This window comes from Glaciihabitans sp. GrIS 2.15 (assembly GCF_035984695.1).
Classification (GTDB): Bacteria; Actinomycetota; Actinomycetes; order Actinomycetales; family Microbacteriaceae; genus Lacisediminihabitans.
Window position 1 is genome coordinate 325,905 of record NZ_JAXCHU010000001.1, and the last position, 14,439, is coordinate 340,343.

17 protein-coding genes are annotated in these 14,439 nt (G+C 62.1%); 8 read left to right on the forward strand and 9 right to left on the reverse strand.

Features of this window, described 5'->3' with window-relative positions; genetic code table 11:
- The first annotated feature begins 14 nt into the window (after positions 1-14).
- Positions 15-848 carry an alpha/beta fold hydrolase gene (locus RCH11_RS01570; RefSeq protein WP_327055221.1) on the forward strand — a complete coding sequence of 278 codons (834 nt, stop codon included), beginning with the start codon at positions 15-17 and terminating at the stop codon, positions 846-848.
- On the opposite strand, the gene RCH11_RS01575 is transcribed toward RCH11_RS01570, so the two are convergent.
- The gene (locus tag RCH11_RS01575; RefSeq protein WP_327055222.1) at positions 815-1,573 is read right to left on the reverse strand and encodes a putative protein N(5)-glutamine methyltransferase; all 759 of its coding nucleotides are present in this window, start codon (positions 1,571-1,573) and stop codon (positions 815-817) included. The genes RCH11_RS01570 and RCH11_RS01575 overlap by 34 nt on opposite strands.
- A gap of 510 nt (positions 1,574-2,083) precedes the next feature.
- Between RCH11_RS01575 and RCH11_RS01580 the strand changes: the two genes are divergently transcribed.
- Positions 2,084-2,209 (forward strand): hypothetical protein, encoded by a 126-nt coding sequence (locus RCH11_RS01580; RefSeq protein ID WP_327055223.1) that lies wholly within the window; start codon positions 2,084-2,086, stop codon positions 2,207-2,209.
- A gap of 121 nt (positions 2,210-2,330) precedes the next feature.
- Here RCH11_RS01580 and RCH11_RS01585 read toward each other — a convergent pair whose 3' ends face one another.
- Entirely contained in the window at positions 2,331-3,398 is a 1,068-nt protein-coding gene (locus tag RCH11_RS01585; protein WP_327055224.1) for an NADP-dependent oxidoreductase, read from the reverse strand.
- A gap of 113 nt (positions 3,399-3,511) precedes the next feature.
- Here RCH11_RS01585 and RCH11_RS01590 point away from each other — a divergent pair, with 113 nt between their 5' ends.
- From RCH11_RS01590 to RCH11_RS01600, 3 genes are read left to right on the forward strand one after another with little or no spacing between them, the layout of a single operon-like run.
- Positions 3,512-4,258 carry an SDR family oxidoreductase gene (locus tag RCH11_RS01590; RefSeq protein WP_327055225.1) on the forward strand — a complete coding sequence of 249 codons (747 nt, stop codon included), beginning with the start codon at positions 3,512-3,514 and terminating at the stop codon, positions 4,256-4,258.
- Positions 4,258-4,872 (forward strand): TetR/AcrR family transcriptional regulator, encoded by a 615-nt coding sequence (locus RCH11_RS01595; RefSeq protein WP_327055226.1) that lies wholly within the window; start codon positions 4,258-4,260, stop codon positions 4,870-4,872. The genes RCH11_RS01590 and RCH11_RS01595 overlap by 1 nt, the downstream gene beginning before the upstream one ends.
- Positions 4,873-4,885: 13 nt before the next feature.
- Positions 4,886-5,620 carry a glucose 1-dehydrogenase gene (locus tag RCH11_RS01600; protein WP_327055227.1) on the forward strand — a complete coding sequence of 245 codons (735 nt, stop codon included), beginning with the start codon at positions 4,886-4,888 and terminating at the stop codon, positions 5,618-5,620.
- A 208-nt stretch (positions 5,621-5,828) separates the two neighbouring features.
- Here RCH11_RS01600 and RCH11_RS01605 read toward each other — a convergent pair whose 3' ends face one another.
- The 4 genes from RCH11_RS01605 to RCH11_RS01620 form a co-directional block, all read right to left on the reverse strand.
- The gene (locus RCH11_RS01605) at positions 5,829-7,127 is read right to left on the reverse strand and encodes a MinD/ParA family ATP-binding protein (RefSeq protein ID WP_327055228.1); all 1,299 of its coding nucleotides are present in this window, start codon (positions 7,125-7,127) and stop codon (positions 5,829-5,831) included.
- A gap of 277 nt (positions 7,128-7,404) precedes the next feature.
- Positions 7,405-8,088: a dienelactone hydrolase family protein gene (locus RCH11_RS01610; protein ID WP_327055229.1), complete on the reverse strand. Its 684-nt coding sequence runs from the start codon at positions 8,086-8,088 to the stop codon at positions 7,405-7,407.
- Positions 8,089-8,331: 243 nt separating this feature from the next.
- The gene (locus RCH11_RS01615) at positions 8,332-8,796 is read right to left on the reverse strand and encodes a GNAT family N-acetyltransferase (RefSeq protein ID WP_327055230.1); all 465 of its coding nucleotides are present in this window, start codon (positions 8,794-8,796) and stop codon (positions 8,332-8,334) included.
- Positions 8,797-8,962: 166 nt separating this feature from the next.
- Positions 8,963-9,355: a pyridoxamine 5'-phosphate oxidase family protein gene (locus RCH11_RS01620; protein WP_327055231.1), complete on the reverse strand. Its 393-nt coding sequence runs from the start codon at positions 9,353-9,355 to the stop codon at positions 8,963-8,965.
- Between the two features lie 136 nt (positions 9,356-9,491).
- Here RCH11_RS01620 and RCH11_RS01625 point away from each other — a divergent pair, with 136 nt between their 5' ends.
- Both RCH11_RS01625 and RCH11_RS01630 read left to right on the forward strand, forming a co-directional pair.
- Positions 9,492-9,863: a VOC family protein gene (locus tag RCH11_RS01625; RefSeq protein ID WP_327055232.1), complete on the forward strand. Its 372-nt coding sequence runs from the start codon at positions 9,492-9,494 to the stop codon at positions 9,861-9,863.
- A 224-nt stretch (positions 9,864-10,087) separates the two neighbouring features.
- Entirely contained in the window at positions 10,088-10,609 is a 522-nt protein-coding gene (locus tag RCH11_RS01630; protein ID WP_327055233.1) for a GNAT family N-acetyltransferase, read from the forward strand.
- A 1,294-nt stretch (positions 10,610-11,903) separates the two neighbouring features.
- Here RCH11_RS01630 and RCH11_RS01635 read toward each other — a convergent pair.
- The 3 genes from RCH11_RS01635 to RCH11_RS01645 all read right to left on the reverse strand — a co-directional run bounded on the left by RCH11_RS01635 (position 11,904) and on the right by RCH11_RS01645 (position 13,397).
- Positions 11,904-12,638 carry an anti-sigma factor family protein gene (locus RCH11_RS01635; protein ID WP_327055234.1) on the reverse strand — a complete coding sequence of 245 codons (735 nt, stop codon included), beginning with the start codon at positions 12,636-12,638 and terminating at the stop codon, positions 11,904-11,906.
- Positions 12,635-13,141, reverse strand: a complete 507-nt coding sequence (locus RCH11_RS01640) for a sigma-70 family RNA polymerase sigma factor (RefSeq protein WP_327055235.1) — start codon at positions 13,139-13,141, stop codon at positions 12,635-12,637. The genes RCH11_RS01635 and RCH11_RS01640 overlap by 4 nt, the downstream gene beginning before the upstream one ends.
- Positions 13,142-13,208: 67 nt before the next feature.
- Positions 13,209-13,397 (reverse strand): hypothetical protein, encoded by a 189-nt coding sequence (locus RCH11_RS01645; protein ID WP_327055236.1) that lies wholly within the window; start codon positions 13,395-13,397, stop codon positions 13,209-13,211.
- A gap of 231 nt (positions 13,398-13,628) precedes the next feature.
- On the opposite strand from RCH11_RS01645, the gene RCH11_RS01650 reads away from it, so the two are divergent.
- Positions 13,629-14,135 (forward strand): COG4315 family predicted lipoprotein, encoded by a 507-nt coding sequence (locus RCH11_RS01650; protein WP_327055237.1) that lies wholly within the window; start codon positions 13,629-13,631, stop codon positions 14,133-14,135.
- Positions 14,136-14,439 lie beyond the last annotated feature (304 nt).

Genomic DNA, 14,439 nt, shown 5'->3' on the forward strand with positions numbered 1-14,439 from the left:
GAGATGATGGAACCGTGAGCGAAACCGTGAATCCGATCGACGGCACACGAATCTCATTTGACGAACGTGGCGAAGGCCCCCCGCTCCTGCTGGTACACGGATCGGCCCTTTCGCGATCGATCTGGCGTGGATTCGGCTATCTCGCCGCACTGCAGGATCACTACCGCGTGATCTCACTCGACCTGCGTGGACACGGTCGAAGCGGCAAGCCGCACGAGCAGTCGGCCTATCGCATGCCGCTCGTGCTCGCGGACATTCTCGCCGTGCTCGATGCCGTGGAGGCTTCGGCCGCCCATGTCTTCGGCTATTCCTTCGGAGCGCGCGCGGGATTCTCTCTCGCCGACACCCGGCCCGAACGGATGCTCTCGTTCATTTCAGCGGGAGGCACCTACCGGGCTCCCGGTGGAAGCGTCTCCGAAGTGTTTTTTCCCGACTACGACGCCTCCCTTAGTACGAATGGCATGCCGGGGTTTCTCGAGGGCTGGGCCAGGCACTCCGGCACCCCAATCGATCCGCAGACAGCGGCGGCCTTCCTCGCCAACGATCCACTGGCCCTGCGTGCGTACTTCCGCCAGGTTGAGCTCGAACCGGGGATAGCGGATGCCCGGCTCACGCAGCTCGAAACGCCGACCCTTCTCCTCGCCGGCACCCGGGACCACGCCCGCTACCTCGACTCCGAGCGAGCAGCCACCCTCATGCCACACGCCAGCTTCCGGGCCTTGGCGGGCCGGGGTCACGGTAATACGCTTCGGCCAGCCGATGAGGTGCTGGCGGCAGTCATCCCGTTCCTTGCGTCGGTCGATACCTCACCGGATCAGGGCAGTGTGCCGATCACCACGGTGGAGTAGAACTCGCCAGACTGCGCGATCTCAGGGATGAGCCCGTTCGCTTCGAAGACTTGTGCGGTCAGCGCGGCCTGCTCCTCGCTCGACTCCACGAACAGGTGCCCACCGCGGGCAAGCCAGTGCGGCGCGGCTTCCGCCACGCTCCGCTGCACGTCAAGGCCGTCTAACCCGCCGTCGAGCGCGACCCGCGCCTCGTAGAGCCGCGCCTCCGGGGGCATGAGGGCCAAGGCATCCGTCGGCACATAGGGGGTATTGGCGACCAGGATGTCGATGCGGCCCCGGAGCGCGGGAGGCAACGGATCAAACAGGTCACCCTCGAAAACACGGGAGGGGCGGAGGTTTCGGCGGGCACTGGCAACCGCCGCCGGGTCGATATCGGCGGCGTACAGGTCGATACCCGGCAGCCGGGAGGCGATGGCCGCCCCGATCGCGCCAGCTCCGCAGCAGAGGTCGAGCACGACAGCATCCGGAGCTGCCATCGCCACGGCCCACTCCACCAGGAAGGCGGTCCGCTGGCGTGGAACGAACACTCCGGCATCCACGGAGATGCGCAGGCCGCTGAACTTCACCCAGCCGAGGAGGTGCTCGAGCGGAATGCCGGAGACCCGCCGCTCGACCAACTGCCGTAAATCGGCCGGGGACGATGCCGCTTCGATCAGGAGTGCAGCCTCCTCTTCGGCGAAGACGCAGCCCGCTGCGCGGAGCTCGGCGATCACGGAAGCCAGCATCCCCTCATCGTACTTATCGTGTTTTCGGTCGTCGCGCGTCACGAAGCTGTTTACGGAGCTGGATCGTCTCGAGCACTCCGGTCTCTTACACCTGTCGAGTGCAGACGTTATGGACGGCCGGGCAAGGCGGTGTTCCGAACTCATGCCCGACGGCCGTCAGGCCCTTAGGGACACCGCTCCAACTGACACGCATGATTCGCCGGAGAATCGCGGGTCTGGCCATCGTGAGCGGATCGGTCGGTTGACTGTGCGTCTCGTTCACTCTCACCGGGAGCTTCTGGAGCACGATTGTTCTCGATGGCACCCAGGCAATGAACCTCGGTCTTGCCGCAAGGTCACTTGCCGCAATTCCTGTTGCTCTAGCCGGCGGTATCGCGTTGCTCTAGCCGGCGGTATCGCGGTGACTCGTCGTCGTGGTGCACGGTTCTGAACGCCAACATTGGCTCTCAGTGCACCCCTCACGGCTTCCTCCGCCGGGCGGTCCGTTTGATTGCCATGGTGGGGAGCAGCATGGCTGTTGCGGTGGGCATCGGACTCCTCACGGCGACAATTCTTCCGGTTGCCGCACCGCTGGTCGCGAATGCTGTTGTCATCTGGGCGATCCGGACTGGGACCGCGACTGCGACCGCGATCTGATCGACCAGTCTCAGATCGACCCGTCTCGGATCGACCTGTCTCGGATCAACCCGTCGGGGCGCGAAATGAGGGCCATACTCGACAGGGGTGTGTTTCTCACCTCGGGTGCCGCGAGAATTGCTCAGGAACGCGCAGGACTGCCTGCCCGTTCAGTATGAGCGGCAGATCTGTCCTCGGTGACGCGCACGAGCATCTTGCCGATGTTGCCTCCGTGCATGAGCCGTTGCCAGGCGTCGAAAGCGTTCTCGACACCGTCGATCACTGTCTCATCGAATACGAATGCCCCCGAGGTGACCAAAGGGGTGATCTCGCGAAAGAACTCCGGAGCATACTGCTGGTAGCTCGGGATCGTGAAGCCCTTCAGGGTGAGGCCCTTAGAGATCAGCATGGCGAGATTGCGCGGGCCGGGCTCAGCGCGCTCGGAGTTGTAGGCGCTGATGGCTCCGCAGATCGCGGCGCGGCCGCCATCGTTGAACGCGAAGATGGCTGCTTCGAGATGGTCGCCGCCCACGTTGTCGAAGTACACGTCGATTCCGTCGGGAGCGGCCTCGCGCAGCATCCGCGACACCGTGCCGTTCTTGTAGTTGAAGGCCGCGTCGAAGCCGTAGCGGCTGGTGAGCAGCGCGACCTTCTCGTCGGTGCCCGCGCTTCCGATCACCCGGGCCGCACCGCGAAGCCGTGCGATCTGACCCACCGCGGATCCGACCGCCCCGGCTGCTCCCGACACGAAGACCGTGTCGCCCGGCTTCATCTCGGCGATCACGAGAAGACCCACCCAGGCCGTGAGCGCGGTGAGGCCGAGCGCACTCAGATAGACGGATGGCGTGACGCCCGGCACTTCCTCGCGCGCGGTGAACCGACTCGCGTCGCCCTGCGCGACATCCCGCCAGCCCTGGAAGTGCTGCACAAGCTGTCCCACCGCGAGATCGGGGGACCGGGACTCGATCACCCGGCCCACGGCATCCGCGTCCATCACTTGGTCGAGCGCGAAGGGCGGTACATAGGACTTCACGTCGTTCATGCGCCCGCGCATATACGGGTCGACCGAGATGAAGAGGTTCTGTACCCGCACTTCGTTTTCAGCGAGAGGCACAAGGTCAACGGTGACGAATCGCACATCGCTGCTGGTCGGTTCGCCAGTTGGCCGATTTGCGAGATGCCATTGGCGGCTGGAAGCAAGGGGGGTCATGAGCGTCTCCGTCGATAGCCGACGATTGTCGTCGGCTCCTTCAGCGTACCCAACAGCGCTAGGGTGGGCATACCGAACAGTCGGTTTGCGCCGCATTCCCCGTTAGGACCCCCGTGAATCGCTTCGACGGTCGCACTGCCCTCATCACCGGAGCGAGCCGCGGCATCGGGTTCGCCATCGCCAAGCGGCTCGTGGACGAGGGCGCCCGCGTGCTCATCACCGCGCGCCGCGAGGATGCCCTGCGGGAGGCGGCGGCAGAACTCGGCGCATCCGCCCTCTGGGTCGCGGGCAAAGCCGACGACGCAGACCACCGGGCGGAGGTCTTCGACCTCGTCGGCCGTGAATTCGGGCTCCTCGACCATTTCGTGAGCAATGCGGGAGTGAACCCCAGTTTCGGACCGACGCTGGCGACCGAGCACTCCGCCATGGCGAAGATCCTCGAGATCAACGTGATGGCGGCCCTCGACTGGTCTCGGGATGCCGTGGCCGCAGGCATCGGCGCCCGCAACGGCTCGATCGTGAACATCGCTTCGATTGCGGGGATCTCCGCGGCGCCGGGCATCGGATTTTACGGTGTGTCGAAGGCCGCCCTGATCTCGCTCACGACGCAACTCGCCTTCGAGTTGGCGCCGGATATCCGGGTCAATGCGGTGGCTCCCGCCGTGATCAAGACCCGGTTCGCCGAGGCGCTCTACAACGGACGTGAGGCAGAGGCCGCCGCGATCTATCCGCTGGCCCGCTTGGGAGTGCCGGAGGACGTCTCCGGTGTCGTCGCCTTTCTGCTCTCCGCGGATGCGGCCTGGATCACCGGCCAGACCATCGTGATCGACGGGGGCGGATCCATCCGTCCGGTGACCTGATGTCGCCGATCACGAGCGTCAAGGATGCCGTGCGCACCGCGGCCGTCGACCTGTTTGCCCGCCACGGCTTCACCAACACCTCTGTGCAGCAGATCGTCGAGGCGGCCGGAGTCACCAAGGGCGCGATGTACCACTATTTTCGCTCAAAGGACGACCTGCTGTTCGGCATCTACGAGCATCTGCTCACGCTGCAGGGCGAGCATTTGGCGGCGATTGTCGCAACCGGCGATTCGACGGCGCAGAAGCTGCGGGCGGCGTGCATCGACGTGATCGAGACCTCGATCGAATTTATCGATGAGGGCACCGTGTTTTTCCACTCCGCACACCTGTTGCCGGTCGAGAAACAACTCGAGGTGAAGCACCGTCGTCGTGTTTACAACGACCAGTTCGCGGCGCTGGTGGAGGCTGGCCAGCGCGAAGGCAGCTATCGCATCGATATCCCCCGAGCGGTTTTGGTGGCCAACTTCTTCAGCGACCTGCATTACCTGCCGCAGTGGTATTCGGCGGATGGACCGGAAGACGGCAGTCTCATCGCAGCCCAGCTCACCGACCTGTTTCTCGCCGGTATCTCGACGGCACCTGTTCTGTCGAAATCGGCACTGTCAACACCCTGACGAAGGAGTCATCATGGCACGACTTGAGAACACCGTCGCGATCATCACCGGTGGTGCCCGGGGAATGGGGGCAGCTCACGCTCGAGCTTTCGTGCGGGAAGGCGCACGCGTCGTGATCGCCGACGTGCTGGACGATGAGGGGCACGCCCTCGCCGCTGAGCTCGGCGAGGCCGTGCGTTACGAGCACCTCGATGTGACATCGGAGAGCGAGTGGCAGGATGTCGTCGTCGCCACTGTCGAGGCTTTCGGCACTGTCGACGTTCTTGTGAATAACGCTGGAATCGGCAACATGGCCGCCATTGACAAGTACACCCTCGAGATGTGGAACGCTGTGCTCGCGGTAAACCTCACCGGCACCTTCCTCGGAATGAAGGCTGTCGTTCCGGTGATGAAGGCGGCGAAGCACGGGTCGATCATCAACATCTCCTCGGTCGAGGGGCTGCGCGGTAGCGCGGGACTGCACGGCTACGTCGCCTCCAAGTTCGCGGTGCGTGGCCTCACAAAGTCCGTGGCGGTGGAGCTGGGGCGTCACAACGTGCGGGTCAACTCCGTGCATCCGGGCTTCATCGTGACCCCAATGACCGAACAACTCGATTTCGCGAGCCAGCAGGTGCCCCTCGGACGCCCGGCGCAGCCCGAGGAGGTCTCCTCGCTTGTCGTGTTCCTCGCCAGCGAGGAGTCGGCCTATTCGACGGGAGCCGAGTTCGTGGTCGACGGTGGAATGACCGCGGCGATTCCGCACTCCTGAGCGGCCGGCTGTCGCTGTCGGTTATCGCTGTCGGCTGCCGATGGTCGTCATGGCCGGTTCCGTGGGGTCAGCAGCGTGACGGCGGAATGCCGTTGGGTACTTGCCTAGCGCGCTCCACGATGAATACATGTTTCGCGAAACGTCGAGGCTGCGGACCGGGCACGCCCTCCGGGGTATGGCTGGCATTATCGGTAGACGTTTCTGACGTTCATAACCCTTTCGCAACGACCGCAGCGGCGTGAAGCCACGCGCGCCGTGAGGCCGAGGAGAGAGCGGTGTACTCGAGTCGCCCACCGTGAATCGCCGGATCGAACGGCACCGATACGGCCTGCCGCGCCAACGACTCAAAGCCGTCCGCGACCTTTCGTGCGTCGGCGGCGGAACCCGTCTTCTCGGATTGCGAGACGATGACGACCGCTTGGGATGCCAGGCGGGCGGATGCCTGGTCGCGCTGCGACAGCGCTTCGAGGAGTAGCGCACCAGCTTCCGCGTGCTCGCCGAGAGCAGTGGTCGCGATCACCAGCTGGTCGGTGTGGTCGATCATCCGCAGCCAGCGTTCAGCCGACTCGTCGTTGCCACTATCAATGAAGATCAAGCGGAAGTACTTCGCCGCTATCGAATGCAAGTTGTCAAAGTCGTCCGAGGAGATTCGCTGCTGGGTCGCAAGCATTGTGGGATTCGAGCGGAGCACATCGTACTTGTCGCCCGTCTGGTGGTGAACGAAGTGCGACAGGTCGGATGACTGGGCGGCGGGGGAGAGCAGATGCTCCGTGTTCGGCAGCAGCGTCTGGACAGTGGCGTCGTGCAGCCCCTGCTCTGTTCGCCAGCCCAGCGTCCCTCGCGTCTCGTTGTTGTCCCAGGCGAGCACCCCGGAGCCGCCATTGCGCGCGAATACCGCTGCCAGAATCGCGGTGGTCGGTGTCTTGTTCGCGCCGCCCTTGCCGTTCACGATAGCGATTGTCCGCGGTCCGGGCCAGTGCTGGCTGACGGTGTGAGCCTCGTCGCGTTCTATGCGCTCCTTGGTGGACGCGGTGATGGGCAGCCCGGTCATGGCGATGACCCCTCGCCAGCCCTTCTTGGCGCGATCGGCCTTTCTGCGCTCTTCCGTGAGGAACGACCTGCGGCCGGCCAGGGGTGCAGGTTCGGGCTCGGCCTCGATCTGCATCGACGGAGTCGGCATGGTTGCCGGATGCGACGGCAGTGAGATCAGCGAAGCGAGGGGCTTTTCCTCGATCGCCGGCTCATCGGGGACACGCTCCTCCCCACCGATCTCGCCACTGGGATGCACCACCAGTGACCATGCGCCCTCATTGTCCGTGGTGGTTACCTTCACAGGCCGGCCCAGTTCAACGGCGACCCTGCTGACTCGGGAGAGGATCACTTCGCGCAGTTGCTCGTCGCTCTCGGCGGCGAATGACTCGCTGACGTCGTCGATGCTCAGCTCGCCAGTGTAGTCACCGTTGAAACGAGCAGTGATACGTGGCAGGGCGGGGATTTCAAGGGTCACTTCAATCTCGCAATCCTCTCGCGCCCCGACGTCGGTGACGCGCTTGTATTCTCAAAAGTGCATTCTACTTCAGGCCCATTTTCGTTCCCTGGGGGCTCAATCGGGTCAATACCGAACTGCGACCTCCAGCCGCGTGTCCGAGCGCAACTGTCCTGTGGCTGCTAAGCCCTCGCCAAGAAAGCACCAGACAAGGGATGATCAATGCGACAGATCCTCGGCCAGTCCAGCTCTTCGCCGAGCGTGCCGACGCCGTGTCACGTGGGAACCCCTTGGGGCGCTAGAGGTTTCGTTGGAGCCAGATAACCGCTGCGGAAAGAGTCCTCTCGGACAGTTCGTGGGCCGTGCGCTCCTCGCGGAAGTCACAGGCGCCTGGCGGGAAGGCGTCTACAACCTCACGGACGCCAGATGCCGGGAACCACGGATCGACGGTACCCGCAACCACCAAGACCTGTGGATCGGTGATGTTGGCGGCGATGGATTGCACGTCTCCTCGCTCGATCAGACCAGGGACGAACCATGCCGGGTTGTGAGGGATGCGCCGTTCCCTGATGGACGTGAGCGTCCCGATCCCGCAGTTGATTACTCCTGCCTTCAGACGATTGTCGAATGCCAGATTGAACAGGGTGATCTGGCCGCCGAGCGAGTGGCCCATGATCCCGATCGGCCCGGAGATGTCTTCATTCTCGGCAAGCCAGGACGTGGCCACGGCTACGTCGCTCGTGTGCTTGGCCTGGAGACTCGAGCCCTCGGCGATTCGGATAAAGGCATCGAACTTTTCGGCCGAGGCCGGATCATCACCGGGTCGCTGCCGCTCCTCGAATCCAACCAAATCCGGGATGAGCGTCGGGAAACCGGATTGCGCCAACCGCAATCCGAACGCCATCGAGGGATCACCGCGAAGGCCCGCGAGCTCGCTTTTGCCCAGGTCGAATCGGCCGGCATGCTGATGAACGGCGCTCACCGCACGGTGCCAGGGTTTCGGTGTCGGTGTCGGTGTCGGTGTCGGAGGCGTGAGGAAGAGGCATGGGATCTCATCGCCGTCACTGGCGGCCAGAGTGACTGATTCCAGGCCCACCCCGCCAATCGGGTTCAGGCTGTGTGGCGTTCGAAGGCTACTGCTCTGAGCAGACGCGGCTCGTCGAGGCCGAGCAACGCACCAACGTTCCAACCATCGTTGAGTGCCATGTTGCGATCATCGCATCAGTTATTTCGATGACATTGACGCCACCCGCCCAACCGATCGAGGAACCTCACGCACGACGAATCTGAAGCCATTCAATTCAAAGGCCAAGTTTTCCACCATTGCCTCATTGGTGTACAACCGCACCGCTGCTTTTTCGGCGCTGTGTGCAATGCGCTCGGCTTTCACAAGCAACGCCGTCCCGAGGCCTGAACCTTGCACATCAGGGCTGACCACGATGTTCTCGACCAGAAGCGTGTTCTCTTCGAGACGAGTCACAAGCATCCCCACGAGGTTCCTCTCGTGCCACACGAGCAGAGCCCGGCCCGAGGCCGCGATCGTCTCGTAGTCGGAGGCCATCGGAGCAGGTTCTTGCCCGACGCGATCAACGTAAATCTCGTAGGCGCGGCGAGCGAGCTGACGCATAGCACCGCTGTCCACGGGACGGGCTCTCGCGAACACCCATCCGCCATCGTCGTGTCGCGCCATTGCAGTAGTCGAACACATCCCTCGGACTTCGGCGACTCCGCGCGAGAACCCTCTGCATCTCGATCCTGACCACACGGCGGACCTCCACCGCAGTAGATCTAGGATCGACGAGCTCAAGGACCGAGACTGCCGATGCTGTGTCTCAGTGGAACCGTCAGCGGCGTGCTCACGCTGCGAGCAGCCACCGATCGATTGATATTTTGAGAAGCACCCTTTCTCCATCGATCGAGTTGTCACGAGGGTCCCAGCCGTTGTACTTGCGCGCTAAACCGTCGAGTACCATCTGCGGCACGTTGGCCATGCTGATAATCGCGGCGCGGCCCTGGGCGACCAACGGGCTGGAGGCGGATCCGTCAATCGCGATGCTCACGCGAGGATCCACCAAGATATTGGCAACCTTTCGGTTCCGTTGGCCGGACGCGATCCATATAAAGTTCTCGTCGAAGATGAACCATGCAGGTGTGGTGTGTGGAGAGCCGTCAGATCGAAGGGTGGTGAACCACGCAATAAGTCGCTCTTCCAAAGATCGGGTGGCCGCTTCAGATAGCAGGGTCGTCACCCGGTGAGCCTTTCACACTGTGCGGAGAGAACACGAACAGCACCAGGTCGGATAGGAACGGCCTTCGGGACCCTCGTCATCGTCGCTGATGTGAGAAGGCCTGGCGGCATTCCGCCACAAGCGAGACCATAGGAGCATGTTCGGGCGAATTCACCACCTCATCCTCGATTGTCCAGATCCTCGATCTCTCGGCCGGTTCTATTCGGAACTGTTGGGCCAGCCCGTCACCTATGACAGCGAAGACTTCGTCGTGGTCGCCGAGAATGACACGACATCCGGACTGGCATTTCAACTCGCCCCCAACCATCGCCCACCCACCTGGCCAAACCCGGCCATCCCGCAACAGATGCACCTCGACATCATGGTGGAGAGCGTCGCCGTGGCGACGGCGCGTATCCTTGCGCTCGGCGCCAGAAAGCTCGACGGCGAGGACGTGTTCGCCGATCCCGCCGGACACCCGTTCTGCCTCATCAAGCGCCCCGGCTGGGCTGCGCCCCTGTCGAATTGACCGCTCACATTAGACGAGCGGTGACCTGGAGCGTGCAGCAGGTCAGGCTCGTTCCGTAAAAAGCGCCATGCCTACCGGTAGCGGACCGCAAGCATGACCCAACCATCGACTGTGCCGACGCGGTATCACTGGGGAAGGGACCGTGCGATGCGCTCTCGGTATAGCGGAGGAAAGCTCGCGGCTTGGCGGAGGAAGAGATGGCAGTATGGCCTAAGGAAAACCTGATGCCCACGTTGATCGAGCCAACCACCGCTTTGTACTCCGCGTGGCTCGATGCTCACCTCGAATGGGGCCCCGGCTTACACGAAGACGGCTTCGGCCTCCTCCCATCCGACGTTGTGACCTCTCCTGCTGGCTTCTCAACATGGGTAACACGTCTCCTTTCCGAATCCGGTTCTACCGCAACGCACCATGAGACGGGATACCGCTGCATCTATCGTTGGATCGTCGACCAAGACGCTGTGGTCGGAGGCATCGCGCTGAGAACCGGGGATCGCCAACTCATTCAAAAAGCTGGACACATCGGTTACGGTATCCGCCCGTCCGCCCGCGGTCGAGGTCTTGCGACGTGGGCGCTGAGCCAGATCCTCGACATTGCTCAGGAGCTCTGCATCGATCGCGTGCTTCTCGTCTGTGAGGCAGACAACGGAGCATCAGCCACGACAATCCAACGCAACGGCGGCGTACCTGAGAGCATCGAAGACCCAGAAGGGCCGCTGCGACGCTACTGGATTGCCATCAGATAGTTTTCGCCAGCTGGACCGCTATCTGCGCACGAGCCAGTGGTTTGGCGGGGAACGGTGGTCGCGTGATGGTCCGTGGCACTGGGTAGTCCGTACAGTGAGGTCATGCTGCCGAGTAAAGTTCTGCGGCTAGTGGTCCCACTTGGCGGCCTTGCCGGAATCCTTCTCTGGGCTGAAGGCGTTTATTGGAGATCGACAACGCGACGTATGGGATTATCTCCGTGCCTCGGCGGGCGTGAGGCAACGGTGGTGCTCGGGTACCAGAACCGCGGCACCCGAGCGAACTACATCAATCGCTACCGTGTCCGCGAGGCAATCCGTTCCCAAGATCCTTCGAGCAGGGAGAGCATTCTCGGTCTATGTGGAGGGTGCGTATCCGGGGAAATCGCCGAAGCCGAGCTAATGGCTCGCTGCATGCCGAGAAAGGCCGCGCGTCCCTGTGGAAGCTGCGTCCGGAGCTGGCACAGCCACTCGCGCCGGCACGAGAGTATCGATTCGGCGAGATCATCTTCATCAAACCTGTCGCCTCGGTCATCGGCCTGAAGAAGCTCCGAGATTTGCGCGCCCGAACACGCGACCCCGGCCGTGAAGCGGTAACGGCGATCGTCTGTGTTCCGCATGCGCGACCCGCTCCGCAACAACTATCGCGCGTGCTCGTTTGCCGATGACCCACCCTTCGCAGTGATCAGACCCGCATGATCCTGAGTCATAAGCTTTGGTCATGAAAACCGGCCAGGCACGCGTTCTCCCCCCTGTAATCGCTGTGGTCGGGGTCATCTCGGGCTTGATTTCCCTTGGGTCCTCGAACCAATTCGATGCGAACTTGGGCGTCGGTCTATTTGCCGTTGGTGGGGTCGCGAGCGTCGTCTACCTTGCCCTCATTGCTTCGCGCGAACTCAGACAGATCACCGTCAGATCATCCCCTGCCGGTGGGCGGACCGACTCGTTCCGAGAGTATCGATCTTGTGTCACTTGGGAACCGCTACGGTGCGGGTGACGCTAATGAGAGCATCTGCTCATCTACCGTTTGGCTGACCCGGGTGTTGGCAGTCAAACTCGCAGAGTTGCCATCCGACGCCTGCGCCATTCTTAAGCGACGACCGAAAAGTCGTCCTCGTCCGCTGTGCCGTCGACATCGTTGTGTCTACCCTCAACATCGAGGAATTTGATCGCGATCACTTCGCCGTCGAGGGTGATCCCACCCAATCCTCGAGGGTTCGCACCGAACGGGGCCCGCTCCGAGCTTGAGTCGTTGTGCGTGGTGGCCACCCCGGCCGAACTCGCGTCTTCGTAGTCCTTACAGGTTCACTCCTACCAGGGGGGTGTTCGTTTCCACTACGCGGATTTCGATACGGCGAATCTTCGATGTTGCTGTGCTCGACGATGTTGCCAGTTCGGTCGCACGAGGCTTTTGGGTTGCGCTCCAGGTTGCAATTACCGTCTCGACACCTGATGTATTGGTCATCACCATGGAGTATGACTTCGCAGCATTCATTTTTCCGTCGATATTCACGTAGTCGCAGGTCCAATCGAAACGGGTACCCCACGCCTTGGAGGAGACCGTCAAGATCGCAGACATGGTTCCCGGCTGCACCGGAGTCATCATCACAGCCGTCCCCGTTGGTGCGCTGGTCGCCGGTAGTCGGGCAACATGTGCAGAGGGTGGTAGTGAGGCACCAATAAAGATGCCACCAAATGCGAGTGTGGCAGCGACACCGGCCATGAGGGCGAGGGCGGCAGCGCGAACACGTCGACGTCGTTTGTTGGCGGTTGTAGCGAGCCTGTGCACGAGACCGGGTTCGTGTTGCTGCCCACGCAGGTGCCCGTCGTCGGGGACGGTCATGAGGGCTTCGGCGTCTTCTGGGCGGAGCTTTCGAAGAAGTCCAGGCATACCTGCCAGTTCGGCGACCGCGCTGGTGCAGGCGGGGCAGTTGGTGAGGTGTTGCTCATACTCGCGCCGGTCTTCGGCGCTCAGCGCGCCGAGTACATACGCGGCATCCCAGTCACGGAATTCGTCTGGACTGTCGTTCATTGGGTGATCCCTCTTTCTTGCAGGGCGAGACGCAGCGCGCGCAGCGCATAGTGAAGTCGTGACTTGACGGTCCCCTCGGGGATGCCCTGCTGTTGTGCAATGTGAGCCACTGTGTGACCCAGGTAGTACGCGCTCACGACCACGGCGCGGTGTTGGAGTGAGAGTGTCAGGAGCGCGTCAGACAACAGCCAGGTATCAAGCACCGACTCTGTCTTGTCCGGACTCGGAACATCAGGAGGCGCATCAGTGATGATCTCGCGGTTGTGGCGGGCGCTGCGTCGATCGTCGATCACGAGGTTCCGGGCAACGGTGAAAAGCCACGCGCGAGCCGCTTCGTCGCTCTGCTCAAGAATCGCGCGGTTCCTCCACGCCCGCAGCAACGACTCCTGCACGACATCTTCCGCGAAGGAGTGGTCACCGGTGATTCGCAGGACGTAACGAAACAACGCCGGCCCCTGCACATCGTGCAATGCATGCAAAAGTTCGCTCTGATCGGATGTCACAGACCACCTCCCTCTCTCCGTCGTACTCTTTCTCTCTCTCGTACAACGAAGTGCTGAGTTTAATCGTTCACTCTTGAGTCAGATTCAGAAGAAATTCGATAGAACCAGCACTTTCGACGGTAACGAATCCCACGCCCGGCGCAGGCCCACCACAGTCGCTCGATGTGATGGGGATGCTCCCCGTCACCTGACCTCCACGACCGGTCAGAACCGGATTCAGCATGACAAATTCCGTGACAGTGACGGTCTCGGTCACGCCGTGCAGCATGAGCTCAGCCCGGTTCAGTCGACTCAATACCGCCGACATGAACACTCACCCATTTCGTTCAGCCGCCCCGAATCCGAACTGGTCTGCTGAAAATTTGCTGAACGCGTGAACGAAGGTTGGATGTGGCCCGTTGTTCAGGGGGAGAGCAAATCTCTCAATCCCGCAGCTGCACCACAGACTGCAATTCAGACACTGCAATTCACACAGAAGGAACCCATCATGAATACCAAACTCCTCCTCACTCTGGCAGGATCCGCACTGGCGGTTGTCGCCTTAGCCGGCTGTTCCAGCACCACCGGCGCACCCACCACCGCTGCATCAGCGTCGCCATCGATGTCGGCGTCGAAGGCGCCCGTGATGAACCCTGATGCGGCGACCGCCAGTGGAAAGCTGGGACAAATCATCGTCGATGGCAAAGGCATGACCGCTTACGCGTGGGACAAAGACACCGCTAACTCCGGCGTGAGCGCTTGCACTGGCCCCTGCGCAACCCTGTGGCCCGCCATCACCACCACCTCAGCGTCCCCGACGGTCATGGGAATAACTGGAACGGTCGCCACAATCACCGGAGTCAACGGTGGCAAGCAGATCACCATCAACGGACTGCCGATTTACGCCTTCTCCAAAGACACCAAGCCTGGCGACACGAACGGTCAAGGTGTCCTCAACATCTGGCACGTTCTGTCTCCGGCCGGTGAGAAAATCACAACCCCAAACCCCAAGTAAGTAGCCATCAACCGGATGCCAACCGGGTACCTGGTGGTGTTCGGGACTGCCGACTGAGCGGATAGGTCACGGGGAGGACACCTTGCGAGGGCCAAAGGGCTGATGAGTCACGCCCGCCCAGAAGGACCTGCATCGTCCCAGCCAACCAGCGCCAGCCCAACATATAAGACACCTACTAACGAATTACGACCTGGATTGAACCGTTTGCAGCTCAGCTCCGTTATCAAGAAGCAAGTTCGCTATCTCCCCTAACCAGTAACTTGAGAGAAGATTAATTATTTCCTTCCGTCGTAAAAGTGCCGTC